This is a genomic window from Luteibacter sp. 329MFSha, assembly GCF_900111665.1.
GTDB lineage: Bacteria > Pseudomonadota > Gammaproteobacteria > Xanthomonadales > Rhodanobacteraceae > Luteibacter.
Window position 1 is genome coordinate 993,665 of the sequence record NZ_FOJE01000001.1, and the last position, 15,368, is coordinate 1,009,032.

Annotated in this window: 14 protein-coding genes; 6 read left to right on the top strand and 8 right to left on the bottom strand. The window is 67.4% G+C overall.

What is annotated here, in order from left to right:
• Positions 1 to 8: 8 nt before the first annotated feature.
• The 3 genes from BMW54_RS04410 to BMW54_RS04420 form a co-directional block, all read right to left on the bottom strand.
• Positions 9 to 1,448: an amino acid permease gene (locus tag BMW54_RS04410; protein ID WP_090053286.1), complete on the bottom strand. Its 1,440-nt coding sequence runs from the start codon at positions 1,446 to 1,448 to the stop codon at positions 9 to 11.
• 94 nt (positions 1,449 to 1,542) lie between these two features.
• Positions 1,543 to 3,030, bottom strand: coding sequence for an amino acid permease (locus BMW54_RS04415; RefSeq protein ID WP_090053288.1), 1,488 nt, complete (start codon positions 3,028 to 3,030; stop codon positions 1,543 to 1,545).
• 215 nt (positions 3,031 to 3,245) lie between these two features.
• Complete coding sequence (locus BMW54_RS04420) at positions 3,246 to 4,202, bottom strand: hypothetical protein (RefSeq protein ID WP_090053290.1); 957 nt, start codon at positions 4,200 to 4,202, stop codon at positions 3,246 to 3,248.
• Positions 4,203 to 4,355: 153 nt separating this feature from the next.
• Here BMW54_RS04420 and BMW54_RS04425 point away from each other — a divergent pair, with 153 nt between their 5' ends.
• On the top strand, positions 4,356 to 4,916 hold the full coding sequence (locus tag BMW54_RS04425) for an NUDIX hydrolase (protein ID WP_090053291.1): 561 nt from the start codon (positions 4,356 to 4,358) through the stop codon (positions 4,914 to 4,916).
• 68 nt (positions 4,917 to 4,984) lie between these two features.
• Here the strand turns inward: BMW54_RS04425 and BMW54_RS04430 are convergent, their stop codons facing one another.
• The gene (locus tag BMW54_RS04430) at positions 4,985 to 5,509 is read right to left on the bottom strand and encodes a 3-hydroxyanthranilate 3,4-dioxygenase (protein WP_090053293.1); all 525 of its coding nucleotides are present in this window, start codon (positions 5,507 to 5,509) and stop codon (positions 4,985 to 4,987) included.
• 183 nt (positions 5,510 to 5,692) lie between these two features.
• Between BMW54_RS04430 and BMW54_RS04435 the strand changes: the two genes are divergently transcribed.
• The gene (locus tag BMW54_RS04435; protein WP_090053295.1) at positions 5,693 to 6,967 is read left to right on the top strand and encodes an NAD(P)/FAD-dependent oxidoreductase; all 1,275 of its coding nucleotides are present in this window, start codon (positions 5,693 to 5,695) and stop codon (positions 6,965 to 6,967) included.
• Position 6,968: 1 nt separating this feature from the next.
• Positions 6,969 to 7,304: a tRNA-binding protein gene (locus BMW54_RS04440; RefSeq protein WP_090053296.1), complete on the top strand. Its 336-nt coding sequence runs from the start codon at positions 6,969 to 6,971 to the stop codon at positions 7,302 to 7,304.
• Positions 7,305 to 7,330: 26 nt separating this feature from the next.
• Here the strand turns inward: BMW54_RS04440 and BMW54_RS04445 are convergent, their stop codons facing one another.
• The 4 genes from BMW54_RS04445 to BMW54_RS04460 all read right to left on the bottom strand — a co-directional run bounded on the left by BMW54_RS04445 (position 7,331) and on the right by BMW54_RS04460 (position 12,736).
• A complete protein-coding gene (locus tag BMW54_RS04445; protein ID WP_090053298.1) occupies positions 7,331 to 8,254 on the bottom strand; it encodes an MBL fold metallo-hydrolase in 924 nt (307 codons plus the stop codon).
• Positions 8,255 to 8,411: 157 nt separating this feature from the next.
• A complete protein-coding gene (locus BMW54_RS04450) occupies positions 8,412 to 9,620 on the bottom strand; it encodes an acetyl-CoA C-acyltransferase (protein WP_090053299.1) in 1,209 nt (402 codons plus the stop codon).
• Between the two features lie 50 nt (positions 9,621 to 9,670).
• Positions 9,671 to 12,040, bottom strand: a complete 2,370-nt coding sequence (locus BMW54_RS04455) for a 3-hydroxyacyl-CoA dehydrogenase/enoyl-CoA hydratase family protein (protein WP_175472760.1) — start codon at positions 12,038 to 12,040, stop codon at positions 9,671 to 9,673.
• 33 nt (positions 12,041 to 12,073) lie between these two features.
• Positions 12,074 to 12,736: a TetR/AcrR family transcriptional regulator gene (locus tag BMW54_RS04460; RefSeq protein ID WP_090053301.1), complete on the bottom strand. Its 663-nt coding sequence runs from the start codon at positions 12,734 to 12,736 to the stop codon at positions 12,074 to 12,076.
• A gap of 250 nt (positions 12,737 to 12,986) precedes the next feature.
• Here BMW54_RS04460 and ndk point away from each other — a divergent pair, with 250 nt between their 5' ends.
• Genes ndk through pilW form a run of 3 tightly spaced genes read left to right on the top strand, consistent with a single transcriptional unit; the run spans position 12,987 to position 15,305 of the window.
• The gene (gene ndk / locus BMW54_RS04465; RefSeq protein ID WP_090053302.1) at positions 12,987 to 13,412 is read left to right on the top strand and encodes a nucleoside-diphosphate kinase; all 426 of its coding nucleotides are present in this window, start codon (positions 12,987 to 12,989) and stop codon (positions 13,410 to 13,412) included.
• Positions 13,409 to 14,545 (top strand): dual-specificity RNA methyltransferase RlmN, encoded by a 1,137-nt coding sequence (gene rlmN, locus BMW54_RS04470; protein WP_090053304.1) that lies wholly within the window; start codon positions 13,409 to 13,411, stop codon positions 14,543 to 14,545. Before ndk ends, rlmN begins: the two co-directional genes overlap by 4 nt.
• Positions 14,535 to 15,305 carry a type IV pilus biogenesis/stability protein PilW gene (gene pilW, locus BMW54_RS04475; RefSeq protein WP_090053306.1) on the top strand — a complete coding sequence of 257 codons (771 nt, stop codon included), beginning with the start codon at positions 14,535 to 14,537 and terminating at the stop codon, positions 15,303 to 15,305. The genes rlmN and pilW overlap by 11 nt, the downstream gene beginning before the upstream one ends.
• The last annotated feature ends 63 nt before the right edge of the window (positions 15,306 to 15,368 follow it).

Genomic DNA, 15,368 nt, shown 5'->3' on the forward strand with positions numbered 1-15,368 from the left:
GCGCGGCCTCAGCGGCCCTGCCGCAGACGGCTGTGACGGTAGCCGTAGGCGAGGTAGATCAGGATGCCGAGCACCGTCCAGACGGCCATCAGGACCCAGTTACGCACGCCCATCGACGTCAGCAGCGCGATGCAGCTGAGGATGCCGAGGATGCAGGTGACGGGGGCGACGGGCACGCGGAACGTGCGCGGAAGATCCGGTGCCGTGCGGCGCAGGATCATCACGCCGGCGCACACCGCGCAGAACGCGACGAGCGTACCCATCGAGGTGAGGTCGCCGAGCACGTTGAGCGGAAACACGGCGGCGAGCGCGGCGATGCCGACGCCGGTGATCACGGTATTGATGTGCGGCGTGCGGTGCTTCGGGTGGATCGTGGTGAACACCTTGGGCATGAGGCCGTCGCGCGCCATGATCATGAAGATGCGCGGCTGCGCGATGATCATGACCAGCACGACCGAGGAGAGGCCGATCAGCGCGCCGACTTCGACGATGCCGCGCAGCCAGCCGAGTTCCGGATGCTGGCGGATGGCGGTGACGACCGGCTCCGACGTGCCGAGCTGGTCGAACGGAACGAGGCCCGTCAGCACCGCCGCCATGGCGATGTAGAGCACGGTGCAGATGGCCAGCGAGGCGAGCGTGCCGATGGGCATGTCGCGCTGCGGGTTCTTGGATTCCTGCGCGGCCGTGGAGGTCGCCTCGAAGCCGATATAGGCGAAGAACACCATCGACGCCCCACGCAGGATGCCCGACCAGCCGTACTTGTCGCCGCCCTGGTTCGCGGGGATGAACGGGTGCCAGTTCGCGGTGTCGATGTGGCTCGCGCCGACCACGATGACGAGGACGATCAGCGCGGTCTTCAGCAGCACCATCGCCATGTTGATGCCGGTCGATTCCTTGATGCCGACGTAGCAGACCCAGGTCAGCGCCAGGGTGATGCCGACCGCCGGGAGGTTGAACAGCGCACCGGTGGCCACGAGGTGGCCGTCGACGAAGTCGACGGGCGCGTTGGTCAGCGCCGGCGGTATGTGGATGCCGACGTGGTCGAGCAGGCTGACGAAGTAGCCTGTCCAGCTGACGGCGACGGCCGATGCCGACACGCCGTATTCGAGGATGAGGTTCCAGCCGATGAACCACGCGGCGCCTTCGCCGAGCGTGGCGTATGCGTACGAGTACGCACTGCCGGAGATCGGGATCATCGACGCGAACTCCGCGTAGCACAGCGCCGTGAACAGGCTGCAGATAGCCGCGAGGATGAACGAGATGATGATGGCGGGACCGGCGTGTTCCGCCGCCGCCACGCCCGTGATGACGAAGATGCCGCCGCCGATGACCGCGCCGATGCCCAGCGCCGTCAGACCCCACGGGCCGAGGGTGCGGCGCAGGGCCGGGCCGTGCGCGTCGTCGGGTTCGGCCTGGGGTGCTTTCTTGGCGAGTAACTGCTGGAGCATGGACTGCCTGGGCGTCGTAATGTCGTGGATAAGGATAGCTTCAAAGCGAAGGGCCGGCGGTGTGCCGCCGGCCCTTCGCGTGGAGCGGGTTCGATCAGCCGAGCGACTTGCGCAGTTTGCTGTGCGCGTAGCCGTAGCCGAAGTAGATGGCCTGGCCGATGACGATCCAGCCCACCATCAGGCGCCAGTGCTCTTCGAACGCCTGCCAGAACAGGTAGACGCAGGCCAGGGCGCCGGCGATGCAGATCGGCCACACGAACGGCACGCGGAAGCTGCGCTGCAGGTCCGGACGCGTGTAGCGCAGGATCAGCACGCCCACGCAGACCGTGGCGAACGCGAGCAGGGTGCCCATCGAGACGAGTTCGCCGAGCACGCTCACGGGGAACAGGCCGGCCATGGCGGCCGCGGCGACGCCGACGATGATCGTGCCGATGTAGGGCGTGCGGTGCTTCGGATGGATCTTCGCCATCGTCTGCGGCAGCAGGCCGTCCTTCGCCATCGAGAAGAAGATGCGCGGCAGGCCCATGAGCATCACGAGGATCACCGACGAGAGGCCCGTGATCGCGCCGAGGACGACGATCGCCTTCAGCCAGGACAGGTGCGGGTACAGGCCCAGCGCGGTGGCGACCGGCTCGGGCGTGTTCAGCATGCGGAACGGCGCGATGCCCGTGAGGACCAGCGCGACGGCGATGTACAGCACGGTGCAGATGGCCAGCGAGCCGAGGATGCCGATGGGCATGTCGCGCTGCGGATTCTTCGCTTCGCCCGCGGCGGTCGACACGGCGTCGAAGCCGACGTAGGAGAAGAACACGATGGTCGCGGCGCGGAAGATGCCGCCCCAGCCGAACGTGCCCGGGCCCTCGGCTTCCGGAATGAACGGATGCCAGTTGGCCGGGTTGATCACCTGGATCGCGAAGGCGAGAAAGAGCAGGATCACGGTGACCTTGATCGCCACGATGATCGAGTTGACGAACGCCGACTGCGTGATGCCGACGTAGCACAGGCCGGACAGCGCGGCGATGATCACGACCGCCGGCAGGTTGATCAGCGTGCCGGTGGCCTGGATGTGACCTTCGACGAACTGGAACGGCGCCGACGAAAGCGTGGCGGGTAGGGCGATGTTCGTGCCGGCCATCTGGCCGATGAGGCCGAGCAGCTCGTTGAAGTAACCCGACCAGCCGGCGGCGACCGTAGCCGCGGCGAACAGGTATTCGAGCACGAGGTTCCAGCCGACGAACCAGGCGACGTACTCGCCGAGCGTGGCATAGGAATAGGAGTAGGCGCTGCCGGAGACGGGAAGCATCGCCGCGAACTCGGCGTAGCAGAGGCCGGCGAGGGCGCAGGCGAAGCCCGCGATGAGGAAGCTGATGACCAGCGCGGGGCCGGCGTGCAGCGCGGCCGCCTGGCCGGTGATGACGAAGATGCCCGCACCGATCACGGCGCCAACGCCGAGCAGGATCAGGTGCTTCGCGGTGAGGACGCGCTTGAGTTCGCCTCCGTGCGCGCCGGTGTCGATGTGTTCACCAGCATCGACGTGCGGCGCGGCCTCGATGGGATGCGTCGCGAACAGGTGTTTCAACATGTGTCTCCCCTACTGCCGGAATGTAGCCTTTTATTGTTGGGACCGCCGCGTGAGCCACGGTGCGCACGCCGCTGCCCGGAAGCGCTGGCACGGCACCATAGCCCAGCGGGGCAAGGCCGTACAAGCTGCGATGCGAGGCGTTCCAATGCCTTGCATGCGAGCGGTGCGGGTGTCGACCATGACTTGCGGCGGTTGTGCATGCGTCGCCTGAATGCTCAGAAGACCATGTTCAGCGCGACCTGTGGCGCGACGTAATCGGCGGTGTTGCGACCGGCGACCGTGAACTGGACGCCGCCGATCAGGCCGACCGTCGGGCTGAAGTGATATTCCACGGCGGGCGCGAGACTGAACTCCTGGCTCGGCGCGAGGCGGCGCGCCGTGCGCGGGCCTTCCGCGGTGGCGCCCACCACGTCGACGGCGCCCGATCGGTTCCATATCGCCTCGCCCACGAGCACCCAGCGAGGGTCGAGCACGTACTCGGCGGCGACCGACGCGTTCCATGCCTGGCCGAGGCGCGCATAGCCGCGAAACCCGCGGGACGTGCCATAGACGCTGCCGTCGCGCACGTTGATGCGGCCGGGCGACGGACTCCAGGCCAGCTGCGCGCGCCAGCGCAGGGCGTGACCGTCGTCCAGCCAGTGGAGCTGCTGCGCGCCGAATGCCAGCGTCGTGCGCATCGCGCCGTTGCCCGTGCCGTTGAGCGGATTGGTGTCGAGGTGGTGGTACGCGCCCGTGGGCAGGCGCTGGGCGGCCGCGATCGCGAGAACGAGACCGCCACCGTCGGCATCCGGTGCGCGCAGGCGCTGCTGGAAGCGCACGGAGGTGTCGCCCATCCGCATTCCGTCGGTGTGCAGGCCATCGCCGGACGTGCGCGACGCGTTGAGCGTGAGCTGGACGAAGCTCGTGTCCGTCAGCGCGTAGGACATGGGCACGGCGAGCTGCCACTGACGGACGGTCGGGTCGCGCTCCTTGCGATCGCCGGCGTTGGTGTAGCTGCCACGCGTATTGGTATGGATAAGGTATGGCTCGATGTTCACCATGCCGGCGGGCATCGAATTGACGGCCGGTGTGACGAGGGGGCCGGTGAAGTTGGCCTCGCGGTCCGCCGCGATGGCGGGGCAGGTGGCCAGGAGTGCGAGGGTGGCACCGAACGACTTCAGATTCTGCGACATGCGCGTTTCCTTGCGTTACGCAGCGCGACGCTGCGGACGGCGGAGCGCGTCGTGCGCCCCGGAACCATCGTAGGCAAGCCGCGCCCGCGTCCGACATCGGAACAGTCCTAAAATGACCTGCGAAAATGACTAGTCCCTTGAAGGTGATTTCCGATGGATCCGACCAGACAGCCCCTTGCCGATGCCCTCGCGTCCTACGCGGGGCGTTGGCCTGATGAAGAGGGAGTGGCCGAATTCGGCGCGTGGTTGCGCGAAGCGAAGCGTCCCTTCCATCGTGAGACGCGGGAGGGACACTTCACGGGTTCCGCCTGGCTCGTCAGCGCGGACGGGCAACGCGCGCTGCTGATGCTCCATCGCAAGCTGGGCCGATGGCTGCAGCCGGGCGGCCATGCCGACGGCGATACGGACCTGGCGGCCGTGGCGCTGCGTGAGGCGGAAGAGGAAACCGGATTGCGGGAGCTGGACGTGCTCCCGGACATCTTCGATGTCGACCGCCATGCGATCCCGGCGCGTGGTGACGAGCCCGAGCACTGGCATTACGACGTGCGGCACGTCGTCGTGGCGCGTGGCGGGGAAGCCTTCGTCCTCAACGAGGAGTCCCTCGAACTGGCCTGGCGGCCGGTCGCGGACATCGCGTCCGATCCGGCCTCCGACCCGTCGCTGCGCCGCATGGCCACCAAGTGGCTGGCCCTCCGCGACGCGGCGCTCGGCTGAGAGGCCGTTCGCCCGCAAGGGTCACTACCTTCGGGTGGCAGCCCGCTCGCGGGCGAAGGGTGCTCGCCTCAGTCGGCGTACTTCGCGGGCGCCGGGTGCACCGCGCCGCAGTTCCGGCAGGTGCGCGCGTCCAGCGAGCGATAGAACTTCTCGAACACGGGCGGGAAATCGCTTTCGATGCTTCCGAGCGGGAAGTACTCCTCGAACAGCTTCTGGTTGCAGACCTGGCAGAACCACATCAGGCCGTCTTTCTCGTCCGCGAGCCGACGCCGCTCGATCACGAGGCCGATCGAATCGGGCATGCGCTGCGGCGAATGCGGGACGCGGGGCGGCAGGTAGAACACTTCCCCCGCGCGGATCGGGATGTCGCGGGCCTGTCCCTCGTCCTGGACCTTCAGCACCATCTCGCCCTCGAGCTGGTAGAAGAACTCCGGACCCTCGTCGTAGTGATAGTCGGTGCGTGCGTTGGGGCCGCCGACGATCATCACGATGAAGTCGCCGTCGACGATGCACTTGTTGCCGACCGGCGGCTTGAGCAGGGCGCGGTTGTCGTCGATCCAGCGCTGGAGGTCGATGGGCGGAAGGAGGCTCATGGTCGGCGTTCGGTGGAAGATCGCCGCATGATACTCCCGGCGCCCCCGCCCGTCGGCGCGCTCGCGCGGGATCGCCGGTGCGATCGGCGCCCGCCGGGAATCGGCAGCGCGCCCCTGACGGCATCTTCCGCCGCGCGCCGCTCTGCCGTACAACGGTGGTTTTCCTGGCAGGAATCCGACCGCATGCCGTCGTGGTATCACGACCGAATCGCCGCACCGCCGTCGCGACCGCCGCCGCGGGGCCGTCGCGAGGCCGCGGTGGTGATCGTCGGCGGCGGCTTCGCGGGACTCAACACCGCGCTCGGCCTCGCCGCGCGCGGCGTACGCGACATCGTGCTGCTGGAGTCGAAGTACATCGGGTTCGGTGCGTCGGGCCGCAACGGCGGCTTCGTCTTCGCGGGCTACTCGCTCGGCGAGCGAGCCCTCCTGGAACGCGCCGGTCCCGATCGCGCCCGCGCGCTCTACGCGCGCACCGTGGACGCGGTGAACCTGATCCGCGAGCGGATCGCGGCCCTGTCGATCGATTGCGATGCCGTGGATGCCGGCGTCGTCTGGGCCAACTGGTTCCGCGACGCGAAGGTGCTGCGCTCGCGCCAGCAGCTGCTGGCCGAGCACTACGGCACCGAATGGCAGTGGATTCCCGAAGACGCGATGCATGAGTTCGTGCGGAGTCCGCGGTACCACGACGGCCTCTACGAACGGAACGCGCTGCACATCGATCCGCTGGCGTACGCGCGCGGACTCGCTTCAGCGGCGGAGCGGGTAGGCGTCGGCATCCACGAGGGCTCGCGCGTGCGCATGCTGGAGCGCAAGGGTCCCCGCTGGATCCTCCGCGTGGGCGACGCCGAGATCGAGACCCCGCAGGTCGTGCTGGCCTGCGGTGGCTACCTGGCGGGGCTCGATCGTTCCATCGACCGGGCGGTGTTGCCGATCGCCACGTACGTGATGGTCACGGAGCCGCTGGGCGACCGGCTGCGCGAGTGCCTGCGCACGCACGCCGCGATCTACGACACGCGCTTCGCCTTCGATTACTACCGCCCGCTGCCGGATACGCGCCTGCTCTGGGGCGGACGGATCTCGGTCCGCGATCGCTCGCCCCGCGCGGTGCAGCGGCTGCTCAGGCGGGACATGGCGCGTGTCTTTCCGTCGTTGAAGGAGGCGCGCATCGAACAGGCCTGGTCGGGCCTGATGAGCTATGCGCGGCACGAGATGCCCCAGGTGGGTACGCACGGCAACGGACTCTGGTACGCGCAGGCGTTCGGAGGCCACGGCCTGGCGCCCACGTGCGCGGCGGGCGAGGCGCTGGCCGACGCCATCGCCGCGGGAGAGACGCGCCTCGACGCGTACGAGGCCTTCGGCCTCGAGCCGGTGCATCGTCCGTTCGGTTATCTTGCCGCGCAGGGCACGTACTGGAAATACGAACTGGGCGACTGGTTCAAGTCACGACTGGAAGGATGAGATGAGCGAAGAGATCAGCTGGGCCGACTTCGAAAAGGTGATGCTCGTCGCGGGCACGATCGTGCGCGCCGAGGTCTTCCCCGAGGCGCGTCGGCCCGCGTACAAGATCTGGGCGGACTTCGGGCCGCATGGCGAGAAGAAGACCAGCGCGCAGATCGCGAACATCTACCAGCCGCAAGAACTGGTCGGCCGGCAGATCGTCGGCGTGATCAATTTCCCGGAGAAGCAGATCGGTCCGTTCCGCTCGCAATTCCTGCTCACCGGATTCCACACCGACGACGGCGTGGTGATCACGACCACCGAGCGGCCGGTGCCGAACGGGGCGCGGCTGGCTTAGTCGTGTCCCGTGGCGGGTGAGGCGACTCAGCGCGCGACGCGATCCATCCAGACGACGATGCCCTGCGCGTTGAGGCGGATATCGATCTTCAGTAGTTTGAGAATCGCCTCCGTGCCCAGCGCGACACCGTGCTTCCGGGCGCGGGCGACGTACAGTTCCGCGAACGCCTCGGCGATGCGATCCTCCCGGTCCGCCGCGCCGGCGTGACGCCGGGCGATCGCGACCATGGCGTCGATCTGCTCGTGCAGGTCGTTCGCGAGGCGCTTGACGTCGGTCACGCGGTCGTAGTGCGTGAGGTACATGGCCTCCGGCTCGTAGCGCATCATGCGCTCGATGGACGCATGCGCCTCGTCGGGATCGAACTGCACGGGCGACGTGGTCGGGATGATGAACGCCCCGGCCGCCGTGTCGAGTTCGCGATAGGACAGGCCGAAGATGTCGCCGGTGAAGAAGGCGTTCGCGCGTTCGTCGTGGATCGCGATGTGGTGCTTCGCGTGCCCGGGCGTGTCGAGGCAGAGCAGGGCGCGTCCGGCCAGGTCGACGACGAAGCCATCGGTCGCTTCGATCACGCGATCCTTCGCCACCGGCACGATCTCACCGTAGTCGCGGCGCACCACGTCCTCGCCGTAGACCGCCGAGGCGCCCGCGATCAGCACCGAGGGATCGATCATGTGGCGCGCGCCGCGCGGATGCACGGCCAGCATGGCATGGGGCAGGTGGCGCATCAGTTCGCCCGCGCCGCCGGCGTGGTCGAGATGCACGTGGGTGAGGATCACCCAGTCGATGTCTTTCGGTTCGAGGTCGGCGGCGGCGATCGCGTCGAGGAACCGCGGCAGGGCCTGCGCCGTGCCGCTGTCGATGAAGGCGCCGCGCCCGCGTTCCACGACGAGGTAGGCGGCGTCGAAGTTCGGCCGGCCGAAGCCGGTATCGATGGTGTGGATGCCGTGCATGGAGCGAGCGTAAACCCGTGGCCCTCGTCTTACCATCGCTCATGCAGCGGTGCCCGCTGGCGCGGATCGCCGATGCGATCGGCTCCCACCCTTCGGCCTGAAGCCAGGCGCTGAATCCGAAGGGTGGGAGCCGATCGTATCGGCGATGGGTTTCGCGTCAGAGCGCCTCGAACACGCCCGCGGCGCCCATGCCCGTGCCGATGCACATGGTCACCATGCCGTACTTCTGCTTGCGGCGACGCAGGCCGTGGATCAGTGTCGCGGCGCGGATGGCGCCCGTGGCGCCGAGGGGGTGGCCCAGGGCGATGGCGCCGCCCAGCGGGTTCACCTTCGACGGATCGAGGCCGAGGTCGCGGATCACGGCCAGGGCCTGGGCCGCGAAGGCCTCGTTCAGCTCGATCCAGTCCAGCTGGTCCTGCGTGATGCCGGTCTGCTTGAGCGCCTTGGGAATCGCTTCCTTCGGGCCGATGCCCATGATCTCCGGCGCGACGCCGGCCACCGAGAAGCCCACGAACCGCGCGAGCGGGGTCAGGCCGTAGTCCTTGATGGCCTTCTCGCTGGCGATGAGCAGGGCACCCGCGCCGTCCGACATCTGCGAGGAGTTGCCGGCCGTGACCGAGCCGCCGAACTGGCCGTTGCGGAACACGGGGCGGAGCTTGCCGAGCACCTCGAGCGAGGTGTCCTGACGCGGGCCCTCGTCGGTGTCGATGACGCGGCGGTCCTCGCGGACGCTGTGGTTCTTGAGATCAGGGTAGCGGTCGTCGAGCTGGAACGGCGTGATCTCGTCCTTGAACTCGCCCGCGGCGATGGCCGCGATGGCGCGCTGGTGCGACTGCAGCGCGAAGGCGTCCTGGTCCTCGCGGCTGACCTTCCAGCGCTCGGCCACTTTCTCGGCCGTGATGCCCATGCCGAAGGCGATGGCGCGGTTCTCGTCGTTCTCGAAGATCGCCGGGTTCATGGCGACCTTGTGGCCCATCATCGGCACCATGCTCATCGACTCGGTACCGCCGGCGAGCATGAGGTCGGCCTCGCCCAGGCGAATGCGGTCGGCGGCCATCGCGATGGCCTGCACGCCCGACGAGCAGAAGCGGTTGATGGTGACGCCCGGGACCTGTTCCGGCAGACCGGCCAGCAGCACGCCGATGCGCGCGACGTTCATGCCCTGCTCGGCTTCCGGCATCGCGCAGCCGATGACGGCGTCCGCGATGAGCGACGGGTCGATGCCCGGCGCCTGCTCGATCACGCTGCGGATGACATGGGCGAGGAGGTCGTCGGGACGGGTGTTGCGGAATACGCCGCGCGGCGCCTTGCCGACCGGCGTGCGGGTGGCGGCGACGATGTAGGCGTCTTGCACTTGCTTGCTCATGGATGGTTCCTCAATGGGGGAAGTCGTGGTGCGTCAGAGCGCGTGGCGCGTCAGTTACGCAACGGCTTCCCCGTCGTCATCGTGTGGGCGATACGGGCCTGGGTCTTTTCGGTCTGCGCCAGTTCCACGAAGTGGCGGCGTTCCAGCGCGAGCAGCCACGCCTCGTCCACCAGCGAACCGCGCTCGATCTTTCCGCCCGAGAGGGCGTCGGCGATGCGGCTGGCGATCTCGATGTCGTGCGGCGAGGCGAAATAGCCCTCGGCCAGGTTCGCCAGCGACGCCTTGAACGTGGCGGTGGACACGTCGCCCGCCGCCGGGATGGCACGGGCCGGCAGCGGCGGACGGTAGCCCGACTCGGCCATGGCGCGCGCCTGCGCCTTGGCGACGTGCAGGACCTCGTAGCTGTTGAAGACCACGACGTCGTCCTTGCGCAGCAGGCCGAGCGACTTCGCCTCGAGGGCGCTGGCCGACACCTTCGCCATCGCGACGGTCTCGAACACCTTCTTCAGCGATTCGAACGGGTCGGCCGGGTTCTCCTGCGCGGCGCGGACCGCCAGTTCCTTCAGGCCACCGCCGGCGGGCAGCAGGCCCACGCCGGCTTCGACCAGGCCGATGTAGCTCTCGAGCGCCGCGACGGTACGCGCCGCGTGCATCTGGAACTCGCAGCCGCCGCCGAGCGCGAGCCCGCGCACGGCCGCGACGACCGGAACCAGCGAATACTTGATCCGCATGCTGGTCGCCTGGAAGTTGGCCACCATGGCTTCGAACTGTGCGAGCTTGCCTTCCTTGAGCAGGCCGAGCGCGCCCTTGAGGTCGGCGCCGGCCGAGAAGGGCTCGGACGGCTGCCACAGCACCACGCCGCGGAACTGCTGCTCGGCCAGGCCGATCGCGTGCTGGATGCCGTCGAGCACGTGGTCGTTGACCGTGTGCATCTTGGTCTTGAACGAGATGACGCCGATGTCGTCGCCCGAGGTCCACAGGCGCACGCCGTCGTTTTCCCAGACCGTGCTGCCCTTGTCGAACGTCTCGCCCAGGATCGGATCGGGGAACGCCTGGCGGGCGTAGACCGGGTGGGCCGAGCGCGGCTTTTCGGCCTTCGCGCTGGCGGAATACGAGCCGGTCTTGCCGTGCACGCCGGTGCGGCCGTCCGTGACCCAGGCCGGCAGGGGCGCGCTGCTCATGGCCTTGCCCGCGGCGATGTCCTCGGCGATCCATCCGGCGATCTGCTGCCAGCCGGCCGACTGCCAGATCTCGAACGGACCGAGTTTCCAGCCGTAGCCCCAGCGAATGGCGAAGTCGACGTCGCGGGCGGTATCGGCGATGTCGGCCAGGTGATAGGCGGTGTAGTGGAAGAGGTCGCGGAACACCGCCCAGAGGAACTGCGCCTGCGGGTCGGACGAGGCGCGCAGTTTCGCGAACTTCTCGGCCGGGTCCTTGATGGCGAGGATGGCGGACACCTCGTCGGAGGCCTTTTGCTCGGAGACGCGGTAGTCCTGCTTCTGCAGGTCGAGCACCACGATGTCCTTGCCGGCCTTGCGATAGACGCCCGCGCCGGTCTTCTGGCCCAGCGCACCCTTCTCGATGAGGGCCTTGAGCCACGCCGGAGGCTGGAAGAACGCGTGCCACGGGTCGTCGGGCAGGGTGTCGCTCATGGTCTTGACCACGTGCGCCAGGGTGTCGAGGCCAACGACGTCCGCGGTGCGGAACGTGGCGCTCTTCGGACGGCCGATGGCCGGGCCGGTCAGCGCGTCGACGGTGTCGAAGCCGAGGCCGAACTGCTCGGTGTGGTGCATGGTGGACAGCATCGAGAACACGCCGATGCGGTTGCCGATGAAGTTCGGGGTGTCCTTCGCGTACACCACGCCCTTGCCGAGCGTGGTGGTCAGGAACGCCTCGAGGCCTTCCAGCACGGTCGCGTCGGTCAGCTTCGTCGGGATCAGCTCGACGAGATGCATGTAACGCGGCGGGTTGAAGAAGTGCACGCCCGTGAAGCGGTGGCGCAGCGCTTCCGGAAGGGCTTCGGCCAGGCCGTTGATCGACAGGCCCGACGTGTTGCTCGCGAGCACGGCCGTCTTAGAGACGTGCGGGGCGATCTTCGTGTAGAGGTCGAGCTTCCAGTCCATCCGTTCGGCGATCGCCTCGATGACGAGATCGACGTCGGCGAGCTGGGCGAGGTCGTCCTCGTAGTTCGCCGGAATGATCGCGGCGCCGAGGCTCTTCTCGGCGAGCGGAGCCGGGGAGAGCTTGGCCAGGTTGGCGATCGCCTTGAGGGCGATGCCGCTCTTCGGACCTTCCTTCGCGGGCAGGTCGAACAGCACGGTTTCGACGTTGGCGTTCGTCAGGTGCGCGGCAATCTGCGCGCCCATGACGCCGGCGCCGAGTACCGCGGCCTTGCGAATGCGTAACGGTGTTGCGGTCATGGTGATCTCCGGGGTGCTCAAGGATCGCCTCGGTCAGCGGGTGGCCGTGGCGTTCGAAACGGAAGGGGCGCGCAGGCCGGCGGCGGCGAAGCGGATGAGCTGCTCGGCGGCGGTCTCGCGGTGGTCGCGCTCGGCGACGTCGGTCTTGCGCTGGATGATGCCGAAGTCGGCCATCGCGTAGGTCAGGGCGCCGGTGACGATGTCCAGGCGCCAGTAGATGTCTTCCTTGCCCAGGCCCGGGAGCAGCCGGCCGAACTCGGCGGCGAACTGGCGCAGGATGTGGCCGTAGTTGTCGGACAGGAAGCGGCGGAGGGTCTCGTTGTGCTCGGCGTAGGCGCGGGCGAGCACGCGGACGAACGCGGCGCCACCGCCGTCGTTGCGCGACAGGTCGAGCGCGGGACGGATATAGGCGTCGAGGACGTCCTCGAGGCGGGTCGTCTCCAGCCCGGCGACCTTGCCCAGCGCGGCCAGGCGGCGGCTGTTGAGTTCGTCGAGACGGCGGCGGAAGACCTCCTCGATCAGCTTGTCCTTGGATCCGAAGTGATAGTTCACCGCCGCGAGGTTGACCCGGGCCGCCGCGGTCACCTGACGGAGGGACGCGCCGGCGAAGCCGTGGGTGGCGAAGAGTGTCTCAGCGGCGCCGAGAATGCGCTCTTTCGTGGTGCGTTCGCGGGAAGCGTAGGGTGCACTCGTCATATCGGCGGACTCGGCTGGCGGACAGTTTGAATCAAACGATCGTTTGAGAGTACGCCCGCCAGCCCACGGTGGTCAATCTGCGACCGCACATGCCTGCAAACGGCTTGCGATTGAGCTAGAATCTGTCAAGATTTCGTGCGCTAAGTCAGTCATTCCGGACGGCTTTGGCCGCAAACTTCCATCAGGGTCCCCATGGGGCCCTGTCAGCACTTCTTGTCTTTCCTTGTCTTCACTTTCCCGGAGCACCCGTATGGCGCTGGAGCGCACCCTTTCGATCATCAAGCCGGACGCCGTCAAGAAGAACGTCATCGGTGAAATCCTTGCCCGCTTCGAGAAGGCCGGCCTCAAGATCGTCGCCGCCAAGATGAAGCAGCTGACCCGCGAAGAGGCCGAAGGCTTCTACGCCGTGCACAAGGACCGTCCGTTCTTCGGCGCGCTCGTCGAGTTCATGATCTCCGGCCCGGTGATGATCCAGGCGCTGGAAGGCGAGGGCGCGGTGCTCAAGAACCGCGACCTCATGGGTGCCACCAACCCGAAGGAAGCCGCCGCCGGCACCATCCGCGCCGACTTCGCCGAGTCGATCGACGCCAACGCCGTCCACGGCTCGGATTCGCTCGAGAACGCCGCGATCGAGATCAAGTACTTCTTCAACGACTCGGAAGTCGTTTCCCACTGAGAACCGCCGTGAACACGCCCGCCGAAAAGGTCAACCTGCTCGACTTCGACCGCAAGGGTCTGCGCGATTTCTTCGCCCAGATCGGCGAGAAGCCGTACCGTGCCGAGCAGGTCATGAAGTGGATCTACCACCGTCTCGAAAGCGATTTCGGGAAGATGACCGACGTCGGCAAGGCGCTTCGCGAGAAGCTCGACGCCACTTGCTATATCGGGCCGCCGAAGACCGTGTTCGAAAAGGGCGCGGTCGACGGCACCCACAAGTGGCTGCTGGGCATGGATGGCGGTAACGCCATCGAGACGGTCTACATCCCGGAGCCGACCCGCGGCACGCTCTGCGTGTCGTCGCAGGTCGGCTGCGCCCTGAACTGCCAGTTCTGCTCCACGGCGACCCAGGGGTTCTCCCGCAACCTGTCCACCGCCGAGATCATCGGCCAGGTCTGGGTGGCGGCCAAACATCTCGGCAACGTGCCGCACCAGCAGCGCCGCATCACCAACGTGGTGATGATGGGCATGGGCGAGCCGCTGCTGAACTTCGACAACGTGGTCAAGGCCATGAGCCTGATGCGCGACGACCTCGGCTTCGGCCTGGCGAGCAAGCGCGTCACGCTGTCCACGGCGGGCCTCGTGCCGATGATCGACCGCCTCTCGGCGGAGAGCGACGTCTCGCTCGCGGTGTCGCTGCACGCTGCGAACGACGAGCTGCGCACCGAGCTGGTTCCGCTGAACAAGCGCTACCCGCTGGCCGAGCTGATGGGTGCGTGCGAGCGCTACATCCAGCGCGCGCCGCGTACGTCCATCACGTTCGAGTACACGCTCATGAAGGGCGTCAACGACCAGCCGGAACATGCGCGCCAGCTGATCAAGTTCATGCGCCGGCTGCCCGGCGCGAACAAGGTCAACCTGATCCCGTTCAATCCGTTCGAGGGCGCGCGTTTCGAGCGCTCGGGCCAGGAAGCCATCCGTAACTTCCAGACGCAGTTGCTCAACGCCGGCGTGCTGACGATGCTCCGTCGCACCCGTGGCGACGACATCGACGCCGCCTGTGGCCAGCTCAAGGGGCAGGTGGTCGACCGTACCCGCCGGCAGGCGGAGTTCCGCAAGAAACTCGGAGAGGGAGTGGTGAATGCGGCTTGAGCGGTGGGGGATGCTGGCGGTGCTCGCCCTGGCGTGCACCGGCTGCGTGGGGGATGGTTCGGGGCTGAAGCCTTCGACCGCCGCGGAAGACCGCGCCAAGGGTGCGGAAGTACATACCGAGCTGGGCCAGCGTTACATGCAGAACGGCGACCTCAAGGGCGCCATGGAAAAACTTCAGAAGGCGCTCCAGTTCGACCCGAAATACGTTCCGGCGCAGACGGTGATCGCGGTGCTCTACGAGCGCATCAACGATCCGGTCAACGCCGAACTGCACTATCGCAAGGCCGTCGAGTACGATCCGAAGAAGGGTTCGGTGAACAACAATCTCGCTGTCTTCCTATGCAAGCAGCACCGTCCGGCGGAGGCGAAGGCCTTCTTCGACCGGGCGCTCGCGGATCCGTTCTACGAAACGCCCGATCTCGCGATGACGAATGCCGGCACCTGCCAGTTGCAGTCGCAGGATTACGCGTCGGCGGAGGATTATTTCCGGAAGGCGCTCGCGCGCAATCCGAATAACGCCGATGCCCTGTATCAGATGGCGCACGTGTTGTACCTTACGAACGATGCATTCCGGGCCCGCGCTTTCCTGCAGCGTTACGAAGCGGTGGGGGCACCGAGTCCGGATTCGCTGAAGCTCGGTCACGATATCGAGCTCCGTCTGGGCAACGGGGAGGGTGCCCAGGACTATGCAAAACGCCTGCGCGAAACGTTCCCGGATTCGGAACCCGCGCGCGCACTCGAAGTCGCCGCACGTCAATGACCCCAGTATCTTCGAATTCTTCCGGTCGGGATGGACGCGAGCAGGATTTGTTCGCCGGTCTCG